The following is a 20659-nucleotide window of genomic DNA, read 5'->3' as shown; positions in this document are numbered from 1 at the left end:
TTATTTTCTAATTACAAAGGATATATAACAATGAATATGTCTAGTTATTTCTTCCTGAATGAAGAAAACATTAAGTTCAATAATCAGTGTTTAAATACACACATGGGTTACCCCCAACCCATCGGTAAAGATTGGCCCAACCTGCCTACCGGGTTCCAAAGATATATTGACGATATTATTAATTTAAATGGTTTTTTATATTTTTTTAAAGGTTCACTATATCTTAAATTCGATATCGTGAAAGCACAAGTCGTTGATGGACCAAACTTCATTATAGATGGCTGGCCTGGATTAAAAGGAACAGAACTGGAAAATGGAATAGATGCAGCCATAGAATTGACTACAAACACCGTCTGTTTCTTTAAAGGTGAACATTGTGTAGATTACACCATCGATTTACACACAATTAAGACCAGCACTATTTCAGATCGGTGGGGAATGACCGGGAAATATGCAGCATTTAGTAGCAATCTGGGTGCTATTATTTCATGGCCAGATATAGATGGAAATTTTATTTATTTTTTCAAAGGTGATTCTTTTATTCGGTTCGACCCAAATTTGAATGCACTTGATGCCGGGCCAATCATCATCTCCAGCGATAATCAGGGTTGGAGAGGGTTAACCTTCAAAAATATTCAATCGGCAGTATCGGTCGATACCGATTTATTAGGCAGTCACCGAGATAATAATGGAGGCAATAGTAAAGTCTGTAATGGAACATGTGGTACTAATGATACGGGTAAATATTGTTTCCAGTTACCTCAAAGTATTAGATTCGGCCTGATAGCCTACGCTAATACAAATATCCCGCAAACTGTAAAAGTATATATTGACGATCTTCTGGTAGATACATTAACCGGTAAAGGACAAAATAATCTCATGGCGACTAAAGCCTACACATCAGGTACAGGCAAAATCTGTATTGAGATTGCAGGAGATGGCAAACCATGCAAACTTCGTTATTTCGATAATACATTTGATGGAAATCCGGGAACAGCTATTATCGGTGCTGAAAATGGTACCAATAGTCATTACAATGATAGCGTGGTGTTCTTGAATTGGCCTCTGACATAAACTAAAAATAGTTGCTAGATTAGAATAATTATTGCGCCACCGTTGGCGCATTTTCTTTATTAACGCGTTTATTTATCTGACTGCCTTTCCTGCAAACTCCCACCACTCACCTGCTCTAATGATTTAAGTAAATGTTTTGCATTAGCTAGTGATCGTAATAAATAAGCAGTTTCTTCAAGACTTGCATATTCTGAACTTGAAATAATGACACAATCTCCACCGTTTTGTCTGGTGATCAATATTGGCGCACCATCCTGAACGGCTTGGTCCATAATTGAAGCAAGATTTCCCTTTGCAACGCTATACCCTTCATCTTTCAAGCTGCTGCTTTGTTGGCTGCACTCACTCACCCCGGTCACATAGTTATCTATGCTCCCGGGGATTCGCTCCCTTGCCGCCTCGCTGCAACTCGAAATCTATTAGGTATATATGTTGTCTTCCGCATAATATGTCCTTTTCCCGTATCAATAATACCGAATCTTAATAAGCAGAAAATAATGGTACAATTTTTCAAGCTAAATATCTATTGCGCCATCCGTGGCGCACTCTCTTTATTTTCCCAACTTATAATGACCGTAAACCATCCATTTAATTAAGCAGTAGCATCTGAAATCAATTGAGTTGCCGGAACATCCTGCCCAAATCCTCGCAGCCCAACCACATGAACATGTTCGTGGTTGTTAAATACTTTACGCACCAGTTTATAGGTGGTCCCTTTTTCAGGGCTGATATTTTCGGGCGCGGCGATAATTAACTGCATTTGTAGGCGTTCGCATAATTCAAACAGAGTGGCAATGGATTTGGCATCCAGACGCGCCGCTTCATCAAGGAATAACAACCGGCAAGGGGAAATATCTTTACCACGCAAACGGCGGGATTCTTCTTCCCAACTTTGCACCACCATCACCAGAATCGACATGCCGGTCCCAATCGCTTCACCGGTCGATAGCGCCCCACTCTCTGCTTTTAACCAACCATCAGATCCACGGTTAACTTCAACTTCCAATTCCAAGTAGTTACGGTAATCCAGCAACTCTTCACCTATGGTTTGCGGCAAGCGCTGCCCCATATCTACTTGCGGATTCAGGCGCTGATACAGTTTCGCCATTGCCTCCGAGAAGGTTAATCGCTGGCTGTTAAATAGATCCTGATGCTGTTCTTGCTGTTCAGAAAGCACATCCAGCAATATCGCATGGCTTTCACGCACGTTTACATTCAACCGCACACCACGCACTTGACCAAAGGAGACCGCTTGCAATCCCTGATTGAGCATTCGAATACGGTTCTGTTCACGCTGAATGGTTTTGCGGATAATATTCGCCACACTTTTCGAACTGATGGCTAACTTTTGCTCGCGAGCGGTCAGCTCTTCCGTCAGACGGGCCAGCTCGATTTCCATCTGTTCAATGGCATCCACCGGATCGTCAGTGCGGATAATATCTTGACGAATGCGTTCACGCAGGTGCTGATAAACAGCAATAAAGAACTGAATTTTACGTTCAGGGCGTTTTGGATCTTCGGATAAACGCAACGCATCACGTAGATGTTCGTTATCAGCTACTGCCAGACGCAATGCACCCAGTGCTTTATCCGACATGGAACGCAATGCGCCTCCCTCCATATATGCCAGTTCACGGCGATGCAGACGACGCTCAACACCGTTGTCTTTCACCATGCGCATCACGGAGCACCAGCCCGCTTTGGCTGAAACCACCTGCTCACGGATTTGATAGTAATCGCGTTCCAGTTTACGCAGCTTTTTCTGCAAGCTATCCATTTCCGCTTCGCAAAAAGCGATCTGCTTCTCAAGCTGATTAACTCTGGAACGGTTAGCGCTAAGCGCTTCATGCAGGTGATCACGACGTTCACGAGCACGCGCTTCTGCATTGGCATCTGCCTGAACGCCAATATCTTTCATCTCCTGTTGCAACTCTTTCAACATATCCTGTTTGGTTTCGTAAGAGCTCTTTAGAGATGCCAGCACTTGGTTAAATTGGGAATATTGCGCTTGCTGTTGACGCAATTGTTCGCGGGCGCGGCTGCGGTCCGATTCTGCATGTTCCAGACGCTGACGCAGTTTGTCATTCAGGTCCGCATTTTCGTTGAGCATACCGGCAGAATCGCTGTAGCTAAAATGCGCACGACGCTGTACCAATTCCACCAGCGTAAAAGCCTGCTGTTTAGCCCGATGCTGGTTCTGTTTGGCGGTTTCATAATCCTGTTGCAACTGTTGATGCTGCTGTGGATCGCTTTGCAGAACAGCAACCATCGGTTCCAACTTCACCAGCGCCGAGACATGCTGTTGCAAGAAACGGGCGGCTTCTTGCGCTTCATCCAATTCTTCACGTATTTCTTCTACGCGATCGATTAAGGTTTCATCCAACAATAATGTGATTTGGGGGAGCAAACGATTTAATGCGGTCAGGCTCTCTTTAGCCTGAGTATATTGCTGGCGCTGTTGTTGAGTCTGCTCTTCAAACCGGGATAGTTCCCGCTCTAACTCTGTACGCTGCTGTTTCAGTTCGCGGATTTCCGCTTCTGGATCGGTATCAAATGCGACAGAGAGGTGTTTACCGACAAACTGACTGAACGACTGATGCGCACGCTGGATTTTCTGCACATCAAAAGAGAGCGTGGCATAACGCTCTGCTAAGGTATCGCGCTCCAAATTCAAAGTTTCTAAACGGTTTTCTCTGGCAGCACGGCCAAACAGCGGCAATTCAGGATAACGAGAATAACGCCACTGACGGTCAGAGGATTTGACCAATACCGCATTTTCCTGCTCTTCGGCATTAAATACGCTGTCATCAAAGGATTGCGGATCTCCTTCAATTAAATAGAGATCTTCCGGGCAATCTTCCAGCGTTTCAAGCTGTGGACGTACCAAAGAGAGATCTGGCACTACAATGCCGTGGCGGGCAGGCCCATACAGGGCGGAAAAGTACGGTGCATCATCAATGGTGATATCGTCATAAATTTCTGACAGCAAAACCCCGCCGAAACGTTCCGCCAATGCAATCATCCGGCTATCTTCCGCTCCGCTCGGCTGACTGAGACGCTCGATCTGTTTTTCCAACTCACGTTTTTGCGCCGCAATTTCATCACGCTCTACCGTGGTTTCACGTTCGCGCTCAAGTAGTTGCTGCATATATTCAGTCACGTCATTACTGCTTGCCAGTGTTTCACCACTCTGTTCGCACAGTTGATGCAAGGTATCCTGTGCAGCCAACCAAACCGGCGCACGAGCAGTCAATGACTGAATTTTCTGTTTCAGTTGTTCAAGCGTCTGACGCATCTCCATACGGCGTTCACCGCTTTCATTGACGCTCAGACTCAGCGCATCCTGCCGGGCTTCAAGTTCATTTTGCAGCGCTTCCAAATCTTCGGCTTGATACTGTCGCCCCTGACGCTTACAAAACTCGCTTAATAAATCCTCAGCATCCTGTTGGTTATTCAAGCGCTGTTCCAGTTCAGCCAATCGCATTCGCAATGGTTGCACACGATCCGCCAGATGTTGCTGCGCCGGCCAATCACGCAGCAATTCACGGGCGCTCTGCCATGCTTCACTACGGCTGACTTCACCAACCATACTTTTGACTAATTGATACGCCTGTTCAAACTGATTATGGGCCGCATCTGCAACACTTAATTTCTGTTCCAACGCCAACAGGGCTTCTGTCGCCTGTTGCTCTTTAGCCTGAAAAGTTTCCAACCATGTTTCTGCATTATCCGCAGAAAGATCCGGTAGCCGACAAAGTTCACGGGCGCGTTCCAGCGCCTGTAACGCCTGTTGATACTGAATGGCGCGGGTTTGCTGAACATCCAATGCCTGCTGGTAATCCGCCAACTGGCTTTTCAGCTCATCGACTTCCTGTTCCGCCGCTTCCGCTCTAGCTTCATATTCAGACTGAATTTCCGCTGCTTCTTCAACAACCTCAGTTTGCTCTTCCAGACGATAAGAGAGTTCTTCCAGATCCCCCTGATAACGGTCAATTTTTTCCTGCTGACGCATGGCTGTCTGCACCAGATTCAGGTGATCACTGGCTGCCTGATGATCAGCTTCTAAATCGGCAGAAGCGCCATTCTGTTCAGCTAATTCTCGCGCTATTTCTACATGACGATACCGCTCAGTCGCCAGTTGCCTATGGCTGCCAAACAGTTCTCCGCGCAATGCTAATGCCTGATCCAGATGGGTGCGGCGTTCATTGGCATGACGCATATAATCAGCGGAAACGTAAGACGTCGCTTCGGTGATCAAGTGTTTGAACAGATCGCGATCAGATTGGGTTACCCGGATAGCTTCCAGTGTTATACGGTTTTCACGCAGCGCCGCTTCCATATCCTGAAATGCCTTCCGAACACCGCTGTTTTCCGGCAATAGATAATCACGCAAGGAACGGGTAATGGCGCTGGAAATACCACCATACAGGGAAGCTTCGATCAGACGATAGAATTTACTGCGATCACTTGCTGAACGCAGGCGTTTGGGGATCACACCCAAATCAAACATCAGCGCATGGTAATCGGTGATGGAGTTAAATTGTTTGAACTGCACGCCTTCCATTTCATCAAGGCGATCTTTCAGTTCATTCAGTGGCAATACTCGCGCCTGTCTTTCACCCACATTTTCAGTCAATAACTGCGTAGGTTGAATAGCGGTTGGCAACCCTTGAATCATAAAAGGTTTGATATCGACCTTACGGTCACGCCCCGCAACTTGTTGCAACCTCACCCCAACGATGACCCGCTGATGCCGCGAGTTAATCACATCCAGCGTTGAGTAACAGACCCCCGCACGCAACTTACCGTGCAAACCTTTATCACGCGAACCGGAAGTTGCACCGGCTTCGGTGGTGTTACGGAAATGCAACAGGGTTAAATCAGGGATCAGCGCAGTGACGAAAGCCGCCATCGTGGTGGATTTACCCGCCCCATTACCGCCTGATAAGGTGGTTACTAATTCATCAAGATCAAATGTTCTGGCAAAAAAACCATTCCAGTTAACCAGCGTCAGTGAACGAAATTTACCGCGTTCAATCATGGTTGTTCATCTCCCGCATCTTCTGCTGAGTTATCCGGTGTTTCATCATTTTCACTCTCATCAAACGATAAGCCGCCTTCAACCGGCATTGCCTCACCGTCACGGATCATCCTCAGTTGGACTTCACGAGGATCGTCGCCGCTGCGCACATCCGCACCAAAACGGAATACCGCCTCAGTAATGGTGAATTTGTTGTTGCCATTTGGCAGGAAATAGACCATGCCCAGACGACGCAGGCGGTTCAGCGCCGTGCGCACCTTTTCCTGCAATTTCTGTTTATCCAAATCGGAACCGGAGGAGCGCTGGTTGACAAACTTCATCAACTTGCCTTCATCGGCCAATGAGATCAGCTCTTCATACAGCTCCTGAGCAGTAAAAATCCCCTGATTAGCCAAACGTTCCGGGCTGAGATAGAGGTAACAGAGGATTTTTCCTACCATCATATCCAGCTCTGATAATACCGATCGCGGGATTAAGGTCGTTGAACGGGGACGCAGATAAAAGAAACCTTCCGGCGCACGGATCAACTCCACATTATAGCGGGCGTAAAATTCCTCCAATTGCTCCTGAAAATCCATCAGATAAGCGTGATTATCAAGATCATCCATTCCGATATGACGACCCGCACGAAGTTGGCTATCCAGTTCCGGGAAAAGTGAATTAGCTAACGCCTGCGCCAGTTTAACTGGCATAAATTGTTCAATATGTGTCGATGACATGTGCCTGTACCTTGGCTCCGTAATCATTAATCGCTAACCATTCCGCTGGCAAACCAGAGAAATCCGCTTCTGCCACACCCAATCGTACAGCCTGATCCACCAAAATACGCGCCACATCAAAGTGACGAGAGAGCGGATGCTGAGCAAGGTAATCCCTTAACACTGCCCCTAAATCCAGTGGGCGCTGTTCCTGCCGATATATCAACAGCGCTTTTTCAATCATTTCCGCCAGTTGTTCGTTTATTTCACTGAATTCTTCATATTCCAGCGCTAATGGCAGTTCACCCGTCACCTCTTCATTACGCAACGTCAATTCTTCGTCCCGCATATCGAGTAAACGTTCGGCATTAGCAATGGTGAGGGTCCACGGGTGATCAAAATAGTGTTGAACCGATTGACGTAAACGCTGAGAGAAAATACGGTTTTTATCCATATCAATCGCAGTACGGATAAATTTGTGAACATGACGATCATAGCCAATCCATAAATCAATTGCCTGCTGACCCCAACTGATAATACGGTCCAGTTTGCTTTGCAGATCAAATACCAGTTTATCAACCAATTCCGATCCGCCACTGTCCATGTTGGCTTCCTGAATACGCAGCAAATTAGCCTGTAGTTTATCTCCCGCCGCTTCTAGTGTGTCCTGGAGTTCCCGCAACGTACCTGATGTTTCGGATAACAGTTGCTCACAGTTGGCAATCGCGGCCTGCCAATCTTGATTCAGCAACGCCGCAATATCTTCTTTAACCGAGCTTTGCTGCTCATCCATGACGCGCTGAGACATGTCGATGCTATCGAAGATTTCTGCAACAGAATATTTCAGCGGCGCAAAAACATTACGATGCCAGTGAAATTCATCTCCCCCTTCCTCCGCTGCTTCCGCTGCCCGGTGCAACTCACCCGCCACCACCGAAAGTTGCATCGAAAGACGTAAGGTAGAAAATTCCCGCTGGCGAATGTAGTAGTCGCTGATACTCATCCCAAGCGGGGTTAAGCGATAAATTGCATTGCTCTCGGCCAATTCACTGGTAAAACGGTTAAGAAGTTTCTGACGCACCATGTCATTAATGGCATTGTTGGCCCGCACAGCGACAGATTCTGTGGTTTGCTCAAATCCTTTGCAAACTTCACGAAAGGCATCAACTAGCTCCTCTTCGCTCATCTCACCATCCAGCCGCTCGCTGTTCAACACCGCAATTGCCATCAGAAAAGCCAATCTTTCTGCGGGCAAGGAGATGGAAAAATCGTTTTTCCTGGCCCAAGACACCAGTTCCGGGACAGTCTGGGAATATTCACTCATAATTTGTCCTTTAAACTGTTAAAGCAGGCTTGCGCGCCATGACATGAATGTAGCGCCCCAAGCTGATATAAGGCTCCTGTCGGCAATAACGCTGTTCCAATTCCAGCAATGCCGGAAAGTTTTCGCTCTGTAATTGGCGATTTTGCAAATAATCGTGAAAAACACGTACGCCTGTTTTGCCGGTAATCGTCATATTTAATTCATCAAGCCATTGATATACCTGTTCCGGCGCCAATGGATTCTGAGGCGATAATGAGCGTTTTCTGCGACGCTGTATATTGGGTGTCGCTAAATGAAAATTACCTAAAATAGCATTACGCATTACCAAACCATTGGCATTGTAAAACATTAAAGATAGAGCGCCACCCGGATTAATGATATTCATTAGCACTTCTATTACATATTTCTGATCGGTAATCCATTCCAGTACTGCATGAAATAATACCAAATCTACCGGCTGCTCTATATATTGGCTAATTTCCTGTACCGGGCTTTGTATAAATTGCATATTTTGGCTGACCCCTTTTTCTTCCGCGGCCAGCCTTGCCCGCTGGATCATCTCTTCTGATAAATCACACAATATCACTTGATGACCCAATGCAGCTAATTGGCATGCCATATTTCCCTCTCCGCCGCCCGCATCTAAAATACGCAGTGGACGCCGAGGTAATTGAGCCAGTAATTCGCTGATATCCTGCCAGACAACGGCTTGCCTGATTTTACCTTTGGTTGTGCCGTAAATATTACGAGAGAATTTGTCTGCAATATCATCGAAATTGCGATCCCGCATGAAAAACTGCCTCACTAATGGAATATACCCTTCATCTTTCAAGCTGCTGCTTTGTTGGCTGCTTTCACTCACCCCAGTCACATCGTTATCTATGCTCCTGGGGATTCGTTCACTTGCCGCCGCGCTGCAACTCGAAATCTATTAGGTATAGATCTGATTTATCTGTTGAGATTTCATTACACTGGCTGCTATTTTGGCACAGCATTCGTTGATATAACCACTTTTGACAACAAACTGTGAACCATATGGCTATAATTCAACCAAATTAAGGTAAATAAATGCAATTCTTATTTAAAAAGTATCTCGGTGCAATGGTGATGCCTCTGCCATTAATATTGCTAATTTCATTTGCCGCTTTATTACTGCTATGGTTTACCCGTTGGCAAAAAACAGGAAAAACTGTTCTGACATTCAGTTGGCTCACGCTACTTCTGCTAAGCTTGCAACCTGTTGCCGATAAACTGCTGTTACCACTGGAATCGGGTTATGCTAAAAGCGACCAATCCGATCCCAGTCACATCAATCCACCGGTTAATTATATCGTCGTCCTTGGCGGCGGCTTCACTTATAACCCAAATTGGGCACCCAGTTCAAACTTACTTAACAACAGTTTGCCACGAGTGACAGAAGGTATTCGTTTATATCGCCTGAACCCCAGTTCTAAAATGGTCTTTACCGGTGGTAAAGGAGCGAATGTTAAAAGCAGCGCCGAAGTTGCTGCTACTGTAGCCCAGTCGCTCGGCGTGCCCGCAGAAGATACGATCGCACTGACAAAGCCAATGGATACTGAACAGGAAGCCAATGAGGTTGAGAAACTGATCGGTAAACAACCCTTTATTTTAGTGACTTCCGCCAATCATATGCAGCGAGCGATAACTTTCTTTAAACAACATGGGTTGAACCCCATTCCCGGCCCGGCTAACCAATTAGCGATCACTTCACCATTACATCCCTGGGAAAAATATCTACCCTCGGCTTACTTTCTGTCTCATTCAGAACGAGTGTGGTATGAAACTTTAGGCACCCTCTGGCAACGCATTAAGCCGTCGAAAGATCCAGAACACCCACAAAAATCAGAGCATTCTCAACCGAGAAAAAATCCTCAAACTACTTCTTAAAGTAAAAATAGATGGAGAAACGAAAGCGCAATAGAAACAACATGCAATAGAAATAAACAGCAATAAATGACGCGCTTTCGTTAACCCAAAAATAAGTTCAAACAGTTAATCAAATTTCAGCAAACATTTTTCTGATTGCGGCCAAATCTTCTGGGGTATCAACGCCTACTCCCGGCGCTTTTAATGCAATCCCCACATGAATTTTTTCGCCATACCAAAGTACCCGCAATTGTTCCAGCATTTCAATTTGCTCCAACGGGCTAGGCTCCCATTGCACATAGCGACGGATAAAACCCGCGCGATAGGCATAAATACCAATATGACGCAGGAAATTATCTCCAATCGTTTCCCGTGATTGAATAAAACGGTCACGCTCCCAGGGAATTGTCGCCCTGGAGAAGTAGAGCGCATAACCCTGTTTATCCATAACGACTTTCACAGCATTAGGGTTAAAAGCTTCCTCTGCATCATGAATCTGCACGGCCAACGTTGCCATTCCCGCTTTACAACCCGCCAAATTCTCTGCAACCTGTTTAATGATCTCTTCGGGAATTAATGGTTCATCCCCCTGAACATTAACGATAATTTCATCATCGGAAAATTGATATTTGTTGATAACCTCAGCTAACCGTTCAGTACCAGAATGGTGATTTTCGTTGGTCAGACAAGCCTCTCCACCGGCTGCCACAACAGCATCGACAACGTCATGATTATCTGTCGCCACAATGACGCGTCCAGCACCTGAACGCTTCGCCCGCTCCATAACACGGACAACCATTGGTTTACCATGAATATCAGCCAAAGGTTTACCGGGTAAACGGGTTGAAGCAAAGCGAGCTGGAATAATAACGGTGAACATACCTTATTTTTCCTCATCCAGAGGTAATTCACGGGCTTCGTGATCCAACAGGACGGGAATACCATCACGTACAGGAAACGCAAGTCGATCCAACTTACAGATAAGTTCAAAATTTTCTTTATCGTAGCTGAGTTTTCCATTACATACAGGACAGGCAATAATTTCGAGTAAACGGTGATCCATACATCCTCCAATTATGGAGCTTTAATTTAGTGCAACTTAGTGCGGCCCAGAATAACATAAGCTTGGTATCATCGTTAACTCTTGTTATTTGATCTTTCGATCCCTTTCCCAATATCGTCCACTGAAAAATCAGGTAATTTGGTGAAAGTGTAAAGCTATCTCGGTAGGCATAATCGGCACAAATCCTAATTGCCAATAAATCATAAACATAGACAACAAACAAAAACCGGAGAGTAAACGCTATTGTCAGAAGTGACTTAACTACTCTCCGGGCTTTACCAAAGGTACGTTCAAAAAAACGATTACCTTTGTTTGCTCATGGTTCAACGCTTCCTCTTTACCATTAAAAGAATGGTAATAAAATAGCTTGATTTTAATAGGGTTTTAGAATGCAATCACATCTGCGGCGGTTAAATCATAACCTTTGCGAATAATTGAAAATTCTACATCCTGCCCTTCTGTGAGTGATTTGTTTTTGGTATTAGCAATCGCTTTTCTACTGACGAATATGTCTTGTCCTCCATCTTGTGGAGAAATAAAGCCATATCCTTTACGCTCATCAAACCATTTCACTCTACCCATCTTTAATTGTAATGTCATGATAACTCCCCCATTTATCCATCTCACAATAATTTAATCTATTGTTTTTGATGTTTTTTACCCTTCATATTAAGTTTTCGAATAGAACCTCATCTCAGTTTTAAGACCTTGAAATACATTTCATTCGAGTAGTGTATTGTTTAAGTAACAGATACGAGCGGATATCCTACCAGAATCGCACATGTCTGAACCAAGAATACACAATAGTTGTTTATCCAAATTGGATAGTTTTAATATCATGTAACAATGGCGAAAAATCAAATAAATCTGGAAAAATTACTGAATTGTACGAATTGAACTGTACGAATCAGCAAAGCAAGAACCGCTTTGGCAGACAGTAAGAAAGGCAATCCCTCTGTTGACCAGAGGGTTGTATAAACTGCTTAGACTCAAGCATAAGATTTACTTAATATTGTTATTTGTTGCCAATAATGAACAAATTTCACGTAACATCGCCTGCCCCTTCTCCTGGGGTAATTGAGCATCTACCGGCAAATACCACCAGTTCGACTGAGCAAAACTAAAACACTTAACGGCATCCTTTTCCGTCATCAGTAAATTCTGATTTGCATCAGCCAAATGACGCAATTGATCTTCGGTGTACCGTTGATGGTCGGCAAATGGGTACTCTTTTTGTAAGTCAGCGCCTAACTGTTGCAAAGTTGCAAAAAACCGCGGTGGATGGCCGATTCCAGCCATAGCCACAGCTTGAGATATGAGATTCACTGCGCGTTTTTCACCACTCACCATATTCACAGCTAATGCGCCGGCTAATGTCATGGATAATTCGCCTGTCTGAGGAGTACCACCGTTGGTAACAATGGCATTAACCCGATTCAATCGCCCAGATAATTCACGCATTGGGCCAGCCGGAAGCCACCAACCATTACCAAAACGGCGCACGCCATCAATAACCGCAATTTCAAAATCCCGCTGCAAAGCATAGTGCTGTAAGCCATCGTCAGTCACGATAATATCCAATAGCGTGTCTGCCAGTAATGCTTTCACTGCTGCAACCCGTTTTGGCGCAACCGCCACAGGCGCGCCAGTACGACGGTGAATTAATACCGGTTCATCACCGGCCTGAGCCGTAGTGACATTTTTAGTCACCAACAGAGGATAATTTTCTGCTTTACCCCCATAACCACGAGAAACAACACCAACCCGATAACCTTTTTTCTGCAACTGCTCCACCAGCCAGATAACTACCGGCGTTTTACCATTACCGCCGGCAGTTAGATTACCCACTACCACAACAGGTACAGGCGCTTTCCAGGATTGACTCAACCCGGTTTTATAACTCAACCACCGTAAGCCGCTTATCAGCCCGTAAAGGGCTGAAAAAGGTAATAACAGTAAATAAAGCCATGAGCGGCCTGACCATATGCGCTCAATCATTGCCCAAATTGCATCCGATGTAGTTGTGAATAGACACCATTTCGCTCCAGCAGCGAGAGATGATTACCTCGTTCAACAATATGACCATCTTCAATAACCAGAATTTCATCCGCTTTTTCAATGGTTGAAAGACGATGTGCAATAACCAGTGAGGTTCTGTTTTTCTGCAATTCATCCAAGGCCGCCTGAATCGCCCGTTCAGATTCCGTATCTAGCGCCGAAGTAGCCTCATCAAGAATCAGAACCGGAGAATCACGTAATAAGGCACGCGCGATAGCAATACGTTGACGCTGGCCGCCAGAAAGCAGTACGCCATTTTCACCGATCATGGTATCCAAGCCTTTATCCAGCTTCTTAATAAAGTCCATTGCGTAAGCCATCTCAGCCGCTCTCTCAATTTCTTCACGGCTGTATCGGTTTTCACTGGCATAAGCAATATTATTCGCTACCGTGTCATTGAATAAATGCACATTCTGCGATACCAGAGCAACCTGTCCACGCAAAGAAGAGAGCGTATATTCCCGTAAGTCATGGTCATCAAGCAGAATACTACCTCCATTGACATCATAAAAACGGGTCAGCAAATTCGCTATTGTGGATTTACCCGAGCCAGAACGCCCAACTAAAGCGACAATTTTCCCCGCCGGGATATGCATAGAAATGTTTTGTAACGCTGGCAGTTCCTTGGTCGGGTAGCAAAAAGTTACATTACGGAATTCAATATTACCGTCCGCTTTTTTAAGTTCCAATTTGCCATCATCTTTTTCCTGTTCCATATCCAGAATAGCAAACAGAGTCTGACAGGCCGCCATACCGCGCTGGAATTGCGCGTTAACATTAGTCAAAGATTTTAATGGACGCATCAACGCAATCATTGATGAGAATACCACGGTAATTTTACCCGCAGTCAGTGTGTCCATAATCTCCGGGAAACTTGCTGCATAGAGGACAAAAGCCAAAGCAAATGAAGCAATCAACTGAATGATGGGATCGGAAATTGAGGAAGCAGAAACCATCTTCATGCCTTGCTGACGCATATGGTTGCTCACTTTATTAAAGCGCTCAGTTTCTACTTTCTGCCCACCAAAAATCAGCACTTCTTTGTGACCTTTCAGCATCTGCTCAGCGCTGGCAGTAACTTGCCCCATGCTGTTTTGCATATTTTTACTGATATCACGAAATCGCTTCGATACCATACGAATCACTAATGACACAATCGGCGCAATCACAATCAGGATCAAAGATAATTGCCAGCTATAGTAAAACATCAAAATAAACAGGCCGATAATTGATGCCCCTTCCCTGACAACAGTAATCAATGCGCTAGAAGACGAAGAGGCCACCTGTTCAGAATCATAAGTGATACGCGAAAGCAGAGTTCCTGTCGATTGCTGATCAAAAAATGACACTGGCATCCCCATCATATGGCTGAACAGACGGCGACGCATCTGCATTACCACTTTACCGGAGACCCAAGAGATACAATAACTTGATACAAACCCGGATAGCCCTCGCATAACCATTAAAGCAATCACAATCAGCGGCATCCATTTCAGTACATCACTGCTTGCTTTGCCGAAACCTTCATCAAGTAAAGGCTTAAGCAATGAAAGCATTAACGTATCACCGGCAGCATTAAGGATCAGTGCAACCGCAGCAACTATCAGCCCAATCCTAAACGGAGTGATAATCGGCCATAGTCGGCGAAACGTCTGCCAGGTAGAAAGGTCTTTATCATTCATTATTGAGTACCAACACCAAAAGAAATAGCGGGTTATTCTACTCATGATCACCACGAATACCAAACCACTGATGATACCAGCGTGACATAATTTGTTGCCTATAGCTCATCATTTCAACATGATCGCCATAAAAATAAGCTGTTATCTGCCCGGATACTGCGGTGCTACGCCATTCCGCCCCGGTTTTACGATAACGTCGCTGCACTTTAACCGAAGGGAGTCGCCACGGGCTATAACGTGCAACAGAGGCTAATGCATATTGTGGTGAAACGGTATGAATAAAAGCGGCTGTAGATGACGTGTTACTACCATGATGTGGAACTTGCAATACGGTCGATCTTAAATTCTCTTTTTCTATTCCCAATAGCTTATATTCCCCTTGCTTTTCCAGATCTCCGGTTAAAAGCAAGCTATGTTTGCCATCTTCTACCCGAATAACACAGGATTCGTTATTACCTGCGTGTAATGATCTTACCGGCGGCCATAATACACGGAAGCTCAACCCTTGCCAGCGCCACTGTTCACCGCGTATACATGGAAGATGTTGCTGATTGATTAAAGAACTTCTCACAGCAATACCAGGATATTTTTGTTGTAAGAATTCTAACCCTCCCGTATGGTCAAGATGATCATGACTAATAATAATCTGTTCTGGCGTTAATCGATGCCAACGCAAATAAGGGATAATCACCCTTTCAGCCATACTGCCGGTTTCCCAACGATTACCGGTATCAAAAATCAGCGCTTTGCCATCTTTTTCAAGGATAACCGCAAGCCCGTGCCCCACATCCAGCATAGAAAATCGCCACAGATATTCTTCGGTGCGCCTCAGATAGCAGAGCATTATCCCTAAAGAGATGCCAATCAGTAACTTATATGATTGCCACCAAGCAAACCGCCAAATAATGACAACAAACCAACCAATAAACGTTATTAAGAAGGGAAAACGGCCAGTTTCACTCCATGACTGTTGTAATACTGGCAAAGGAAATAAAGAGAAGGTTACAGAGTAATCGACTAATTGCCATAATAAAGCGCTAATAAAGGAACAAAAACGGCTGATTAATGCCAGCATAATCAACGGAACAGTAATAAATGAGATGATTGGCACGGCCCAAAAGTTAGCAAATAAAGCAGAAAAATTGACGCCATGAAATAATAATAGCTGGAGAGGAATAAGCATCAACATCATACCCATTTGCATATATAACCCACGCAGCCATAGCCATTTCCAACCATAACGAAATGGCTCAATCAACGGCGCCCAAAAGAACCAGAACATTAGCGCCATCACAGCAAAGAAAGAGAGCCAGAAGCTATCAGAAAGCACAGTTAAGGGATCAAATAAGAGAATCATTGCGGCTGTCCACAATGCCCACTGCCAAGGGAAACAGAGAATATTTCTGTAACGTAAATATAGCCAGAGCGTTAAACCCAGTAATGCACGAATAGCCGGAATGCCCCAACCCGATAACCAGACATAATTTATTGCGACTATCCAACCAATAATCAATGGAAATCTGTGCCCTATCCAATGTAAGGGAAAGAATAGCTGTAACAATCTTGCCATCCACCAACCAAACATACTGGCAACGGTAATATGCAACCCGGAAATAGCCATCAGGTGAGCCGTACCTGTTTGTTGCAATAATAAATTATCCTCCTTACTTAACCACCGACGCTCCCCGAATGCTAATGCCATCGCAATGCCACTATGTTTCAATTCACGAATATCCGGTGCAATATGACTGACCAATCGCTGACGTAAGTTACATTTACCGTCAATTAATTCAGCTTGAATGACTTTCCCTGTTAAAGGTTGGCGGATAGCTAATGCTCTACGCTGGCTATCATATCCACCCTGATTTAGCTGACTATGAACTGGCCGTAATTTCATTTTCAGCAACCATTTTTGACCAGCACACAGAGATTCAGGCGAAATATCCCAAGCAGCGGAAACATACAGTGGCGGAAAAACAACTTTGTTTTCACTCTCAATAATACGCAGGATAACCCTGCCTTTCTCTTCATTATCTAATGATAAACTTTCAATAATAACCCGTGATAAACGCACTTTCTCACTAAAATAGATTATCTGTTCGAGCAGATGATTTCCCTGCCAGCACCCAATAAGAAATGCCAGTAACGCAATTGAAACCATTCGGCAAAGACAAAATGGCAAGAATAAGCAGAATAGAGCCAGTAATAGCAATATAATAATTTGCCATTTCTGTGGTAACTCAGGTAGAAAAAGCAAGGGTACAATACCGATAATAATAGCTATTGCAGCCTGATTCACGCTAATGATTGGTATAGGTTGTTTCCAATTTGTCGTTATCTTGTTCATCAAAACTGAAAACCACATCCTTATTCATCCTTACCCTTTTATCTTTCCAGCAAAGTATTCCTTATTTTTTACAACCCAACCAGAAGCACAAGAAAAATTATCAAACACACTCGCAGATTAATTCCAGGCTAACAATCATTTCAAAAATATATGCGAACAGCTTCGCAAAGATAGAAATTGCTACCTGATCATTACCCACCCAATGTTATATTGGTCGTAAATGCAACATTGCGATATTGATATCAAATAAAATATTTCGTAAGGTTTCGTCTGTATCTTTATTACAGATATAAAAACTCACTAGAAGTTACATTATCCACTTATTATTATAATTAAATACTAAATTCATTTTTGAAATTATCAACCAAGCCTATAGATTAATAAAAAATCAATTTAATCATATATATATCCTATGGTAACGGGTATAAAACAATAAAAATCATTATTTCAAGACATTACCTAATTTATTGAGACCTGAATTAGTTAAACGACTTAAATGATTGTCTACTTTGTGTTTTGTGATTAAGATCGCATTGATTAAATTTAAATAATATTAAATTAATATTTCCATTCTGTTTTTATATGGAAAATAATTAAAAAATCATGTTAAATACAATAAGGTGGTTTTTATGAAAAACAAAATAATTGTATCTGACTCTCTGCAAGAACATCATCTTACTAAATTATTTAATGATGAAGTGTTAGCAATCCATATAAAGAAATATGTTGATATCCCTCTTGCAAACAAGCTTTCTGATTTTTTCCTCTCCCACGAAAATCTAGAATGTCACCCTCATGATTTGAAAAAAGGCGATGAAGTTGTTTTAGTTGATTATGGTGTTGATAGAATTGGTCCATCTTACAACACAACTTTTGGTAAATCCAAAGATAGCGATAGCTATAAAAAATATTTTGAAAATGCGTTACCTGCCATCAGAAATGTCAGAAATTTCTGCGCTCCCATGTTAGCGCCTTTCGATAAATTTCGCTTAGAGATGGATGAAATATGGTCCGCCGGGGCCAGTATCGCCAACTTTGAAGGTAAAAAGATGCATGCCGGTATTGCCAGGGTGATGAACAGGCCTGAACGCTCTTTCATGGTCGAAAAGCAACCCCATTTTGATGGCCTTCAACAGCAATCGGTCAATTTGTTGGGGCAATTCTCAGTGAATATCTATATAAAAATGCCTGCAATTGGAGGAGAGCTAGAACTGTGGGATGTTCCTGAAATCCCTATCACCGAGTTAATCGAAGATAATGCAGAAAATGATTGGCGAGGCACACTTCCACCTTCTATTCTTATTAAACCAGAACAAGGAGATTTGATCATAATAAACACCAGAAAACCCCATGCTATTCGTAGTTTTCCCGAGGGGGGCAGAATATCATTACAAAGCTTCATTGGATTATCACTAAATAAACATCTCATGTTATGGAATTAATTATATGGTTGATGTAATCAGTACATTAGGAACATTTTTTCTTTTAGGATTGGGAGCTGCGGCTCCCGTTGGCCCGATAAATATAGAAATTATGCGCAGACACTTGAATATCAGTTGTCTTCACGCAGTAGTTTTTGGTTTAGGCGCTTGTTTTGCCGATATAATTTATTTGTTACTTTTAGGTTTTGGCATATTGCAACTGTTTTCCAATACTATTTTCATGCCTATTTTGGGGTTTTTAGGGGCATTAATGGTCATTTGGTTTGGTATTACCAGCTTCATTAATAAGAAAAATGAGGAAAATATCAATATCATCTCCAAACCTTATCATAGGCAATTTTTTGATGGTGTATTGTTAACACTATTAAATCCATACAATGTTATTTTCTGGCTGTCTGTCAGTGCACAACTCAACAATATTGCATCAGGTAAATATAGTTTAGCTATTGGTGCAGCAGGGACAATTATTGGCGTTATTGTTTGGGTTGCCTTTATTAATGCTGTTATATTCTTCTCCAGGAAAATGCTCAGTCATCGTGTTATTAAGTTTATTAATTACACCAGCGGTGTCGTTCTTATTATGCTTGGAATCTATTTCTTTTCATATTCAATAACATTATTTAATCTGAAATTTCCTTAAGTCAGGAAATACTATGCCTGAGGCTCGAATAACGTTTTTAATCAAACGAAATTTCGTGGAGATCCTTAGGCATAACTTCTAGAATTTGCTGATAAAGCCTTGGCAGATCGCTGTGGATCGTTTTCCAGACAATCTCAAAATCCACCTTGAAGTAACCATGAGCCAAAGCATTACGCATTTGGTAAGCGAACGACAATGGCAATTCAGGGTTAGCAACGGCGAAATTGTGATAGTGCTTCCCAATGTTGTTACTGGCCTCGCCGATGATCTCGAAGTTGCGGATCACGGCGTCCTGCACCAACGTCTTCCGTGTAGCTGTCGATACGCTTGATGGCTTCTAGGATGTGGGCCAGATAACCGACAAGACGCTGCTGATCACGGCTCATACAGGCACAGCCTCGGCAAGAATGGTCGCCCTGAATTTCTCTGGTAGTGCTTTCGGAGTCAGCACATCCACTGGCACACCGAGCAGTTGCAACAACTCATGCCGGATCGCGCCAATGTCAAAGAGAGTGGTTTCCGGCGTAGGGTCGATCAGGATGTCTAAGTCACTGTCCTCGGTGTCATCACCGTGTATAACAGACCCAAAAACACGGGCATTACGGGCACGATGAGACTCCACTACACGACGGATGGCCTCCCGATTGGCAGCCAAAGCTACTGATGGTTTCATGCCATTAACTCCACAACAAAATGTGGTTTTATAATATGGTGGCACCAAGAGGAAAGCAACACCAAAGTCCGCTTTCCATCATCAATGTCAGTGCCAAAATCCGTGTTTTTTCTGATGATTATGACCCAGAAATCGCTCCGTGAGACAGTAACGCGAAATCATAGTTGTCAATTTATGTGGCAGTTGCTTAATTATGTTGATGCCTTTTTGAGATCGTTTTCATCACAGCAAGAACCAATTAGCAGGATTCATGGGATAGGTTTTCTCAGTATAAAAATCAGCTCTTTTTATATGAGTCTTGATTAGATCAAAAAAGTGCTGACCAAAAAGCCAGCACTTTGTGATGAATCTAAAACAGCATCGAAACACTGTTTAGAATAAGCAATAACTTGTTATCTTCAAACTTAATCGTAGATATTCACGCGATCACGCAACTCTTTGCCAGGTTTAAAATGGGGAACGTATTTACCTTCCAGCTCCACTTTATCACCGGTTTTAGGGTTACGGCCTACGCGCGGAGCACGGTAGTGAAGAGAAAAACTGCCGAATCCGCGCACCTCTATACGTTCGCCATCTGCCAATGTTATTGCCATATGGTCGAGTATTTCTTTCACTGCATCTTCAACGGTTTTGGCCGAAATATGAGATTGCTGGCCAGCAAGTCTTTCAATTAATTCAGACTTGGTCATGAGTACCTCCCTAAACTACCGCACTTGGATAACACTTACGT

At 43.6% G+C, this 20659-nt stretch carries 18 protein-coding genes; 4 read left to right on the top strand and 14 right to left on the bottom strand.

Features of this window, described 5'->3' with window-relative positions; genetic code table 11:
- Positions 1-30 precede the first annotated feature (30 nt).
- Positions 31-1074, top strand: coding sequence for a fucose-binding lectin II (locus TI10_RS20890; protein WP_049585252.1), 1044 nt, complete (start codon positions 31-33; stop codon positions 1072-1074).
- 68 nt (positions 1075-1142) lie between these two features.
- Here the strand turns inward: TI10_RS20890 and TI10_RS20885 are convergent, their stop codons facing one another.
- From TI10_RS20885 to cmoM, 5 genes are all read right to left on the bottom strand, one after another.
- The gene (locus TI10_RS20885) at positions 1143-1394 is read right to left on the bottom strand and encodes a type II toxin-antitoxin system prevent-host-death family antitoxin (protein ID WP_049585357.1); all 252 of its coding nucleotides are present in this window, start codon (positions 1392-1394) and stop codon (positions 1143-1145) included.
- Between the two features lie 272 nt (positions 1395-1666).
- Complete coding sequence (gene mukB / locus TI10_RS20880; protein ID WP_049585251.1) at positions 1667-6115, bottom strand: chromosome partition protein MukB; 4449 nt, start codon at positions 6113-6115, stop codon at positions 1667-1669.
- Positions 6112-6834: a chromosome partition protein MukE gene (mukE, locus tag TI10_RS20875; RefSeq protein ID WP_049585250.1), complete on the bottom strand. Its 723-nt coding sequence runs from the start codon at positions 6832-6834 to the stop codon at positions 6112-6114. The genes mukB and mukE overlap by 4 nt, the downstream gene beginning before the upstream one ends.
- Entirely contained in the window at positions 6815-8137 is a 1323-nt protein-coding gene (gene mukF / locus TI10_RS20870; protein ID WP_049585249.1) for a chromosome partition protein MukF, read from the bottom strand. The genes mukE and mukF overlap by 20 nt, the downstream gene beginning before the upstream one ends.
- Before the next feature lie 10 nt (positions 8138-8147).
- Positions 8148-8927 carry a tRNA uridine 5-oxyacetic acid(34) methyltransferase CmoM gene (gene cmoM / locus TI10_RS20865; protein WP_049585356.1) on the bottom strand — a complete coding sequence of 260 codons (780 nt, stop codon included), beginning with the start codon at positions 8925-8927 and terminating at the stop codon, positions 8148-8150.
- 278 nt (positions 8928-9205) lie between these two features.
- On the opposite strand from cmoM, the gene elyC reads away from it, so the two are divergent.
- On the top strand, positions 9206-10045 hold the full coding sequence (gene elyC, locus TI10_RS20860; protein ID WP_049585248.1) for an envelope biogenesis factor ElyC: 840 nt from the start codon (positions 9206-9208) through the stop codon (positions 10043-10045).
- Between the two features lie 109 nt (positions 10046-10154).
- Here the strand turns inward: elyC and kdsB are convergent, their stop codons facing one another.
- The 6 genes from kdsB to TI10_RS20830 form a co-directional block, all read right to left on the bottom strand.
- Positions 10155-10904 carry a 3-deoxy-manno-octulosonate cytidylyltransferase gene (gene kdsB / locus TI10_RS20855; protein ID WP_049585247.1) on the bottom strand — a complete coding sequence of 250 codons (750 nt, stop codon included), beginning with the start codon at positions 10902-10904 and terminating at the stop codon, positions 10155-10157.
- A gap of 3 nt (positions 10905-10907) precedes the next feature.
- Positions 10908-11087 carry a Trm112 family protein gene (locus TI10_RS20850; RefSeq protein ID WP_049585246.1) on the bottom strand — a complete coding sequence of 60 codons (180 nt, stop codon included), beginning with the start codon at positions 11085-11087 and terminating at the stop codon, positions 10908-10910.
- Between the two features lie 384 nt (positions 11088-11471).
- On the bottom strand, positions 11472-11687 hold the full coding sequence (locus tag TI10_RS20845; RefSeq protein ID WP_049585245.1) for a cold shock domain-containing protein: 216 nt from the start codon (positions 11685-11687) through the stop codon (positions 11472-11474).
- A 402-nt stretch (positions 11688-12089) separates the two neighbouring features.
- On the bottom strand, positions 12090-13085 hold the full coding sequence (gene lpxK, locus TI10_RS20840) for a tetraacyldisaccharide 4'-kinase (protein WP_049585244.1): 996 nt from the start codon (positions 13083-13085) through the stop codon (positions 12090-12092).
- Positions 13082-14830 carry a lipid A ABC transporter ATP-binding protein/permease MsbA gene (gene msbA / locus TI10_RS20835; protein ID WP_049585355.1) on the bottom strand — a complete coding sequence of 583 codons (1749 nt, stop codon included), beginning with the start codon at positions 14828-14830 and terminating at the stop codon, positions 13082-13084. The genes lpxK and msbA overlap by 4 nt, the downstream gene beginning before the upstream one ends.
- A 34-nt stretch (positions 14831-14864) precedes the next feature.
- A complete protein-coding gene (locus TI10_RS20830) occupies positions 14865-17192 on the bottom strand; it encodes a ComEC family protein (protein WP_049585243.1) in 2328 nt (775 codons plus the stop codon).
- A gap of 611 nt (positions 17193-17803) precedes the next feature.
- On the opposite strand from TI10_RS20830, the gene TI10_RS20825 reads away from it, so the two are divergent.
- Both TI10_RS20825 and TI10_RS20820 read left to right on the top strand, forming a co-directional pair.
- Complete coding sequence (locus TI10_RS20825; protein WP_049585242.1) at positions 17804-18616, top strand: 2OG-Fe(II) oxygenase; 813 nt, start codon at positions 17804-17806, stop codon at positions 18614-18616.
- Between the two features lie 4 nt (positions 18617-18620).
- Entirely contained in the window at positions 18621-19256 is a 636-nt protein-coding gene (locus TI10_RS20820; protein WP_049585241.1) for a LysE family translocator, read from the top strand.
- Between the two features lie 37 nt (positions 19257-19293).
- Here the strand turns inward: TI10_RS20820 and TI10_RS20815 are convergent, their stop codons facing one another.
- From TI10_RS20815 to ihfB, 3 genes are all read right to left on the bottom strand, one after another.
- The gene (locus tag TI10_RS20815; RefSeq protein WP_279615335.1) at positions 19294-19554 is read right to left on the bottom strand and encodes a HepT-like ribonuclease domain-containing protein; all 261 of its coding nucleotides are present in this window, start codon (positions 19552-19554) and stop codon (positions 19294-19296) included.
- A gap of 84 nt (positions 19555-19638) precedes the next feature.
- Positions 19639-19974 carry a nucleotidyltransferase family protein gene (locus tag TI10_RS20810; RefSeq protein ID WP_244161677.1) on the bottom strand — a complete coding sequence of 112 codons (336 nt, stop codon included), beginning with the start codon at positions 19972-19974 and terminating at the stop codon, positions 19639-19641.
- A gap of 359 nt (positions 19975-20333) precedes the next feature.
- Positions 20334-20618 carry an integration host factor subunit beta gene (ihfB, locus tag TI10_RS20805; RefSeq protein ID WP_011145915.1) on the bottom strand — a complete coding sequence of 95 codons (285 nt, stop codon included), beginning with the start codon at positions 20616-20618 and terminating at the stop codon, positions 20334-20336.
- Positions 20619-20659: the final 41 nt, after the last annotated feature.

Source organism: Photorhabdus luminescens subsp. luminescens, assembly GCF_001083805.1.
Lineage (GTDB): Bacteria > Pseudomonadota > Gammaproteobacteria > Enterobacterales > Enterobacteriaceae > Photorhabdus > Photorhabdus luminescens.
The sequence above is the reverse complement of the archived record's forward strand: the minus strand, read 5'-3'. Positions and strand labels throughout refer to the sequence as shown.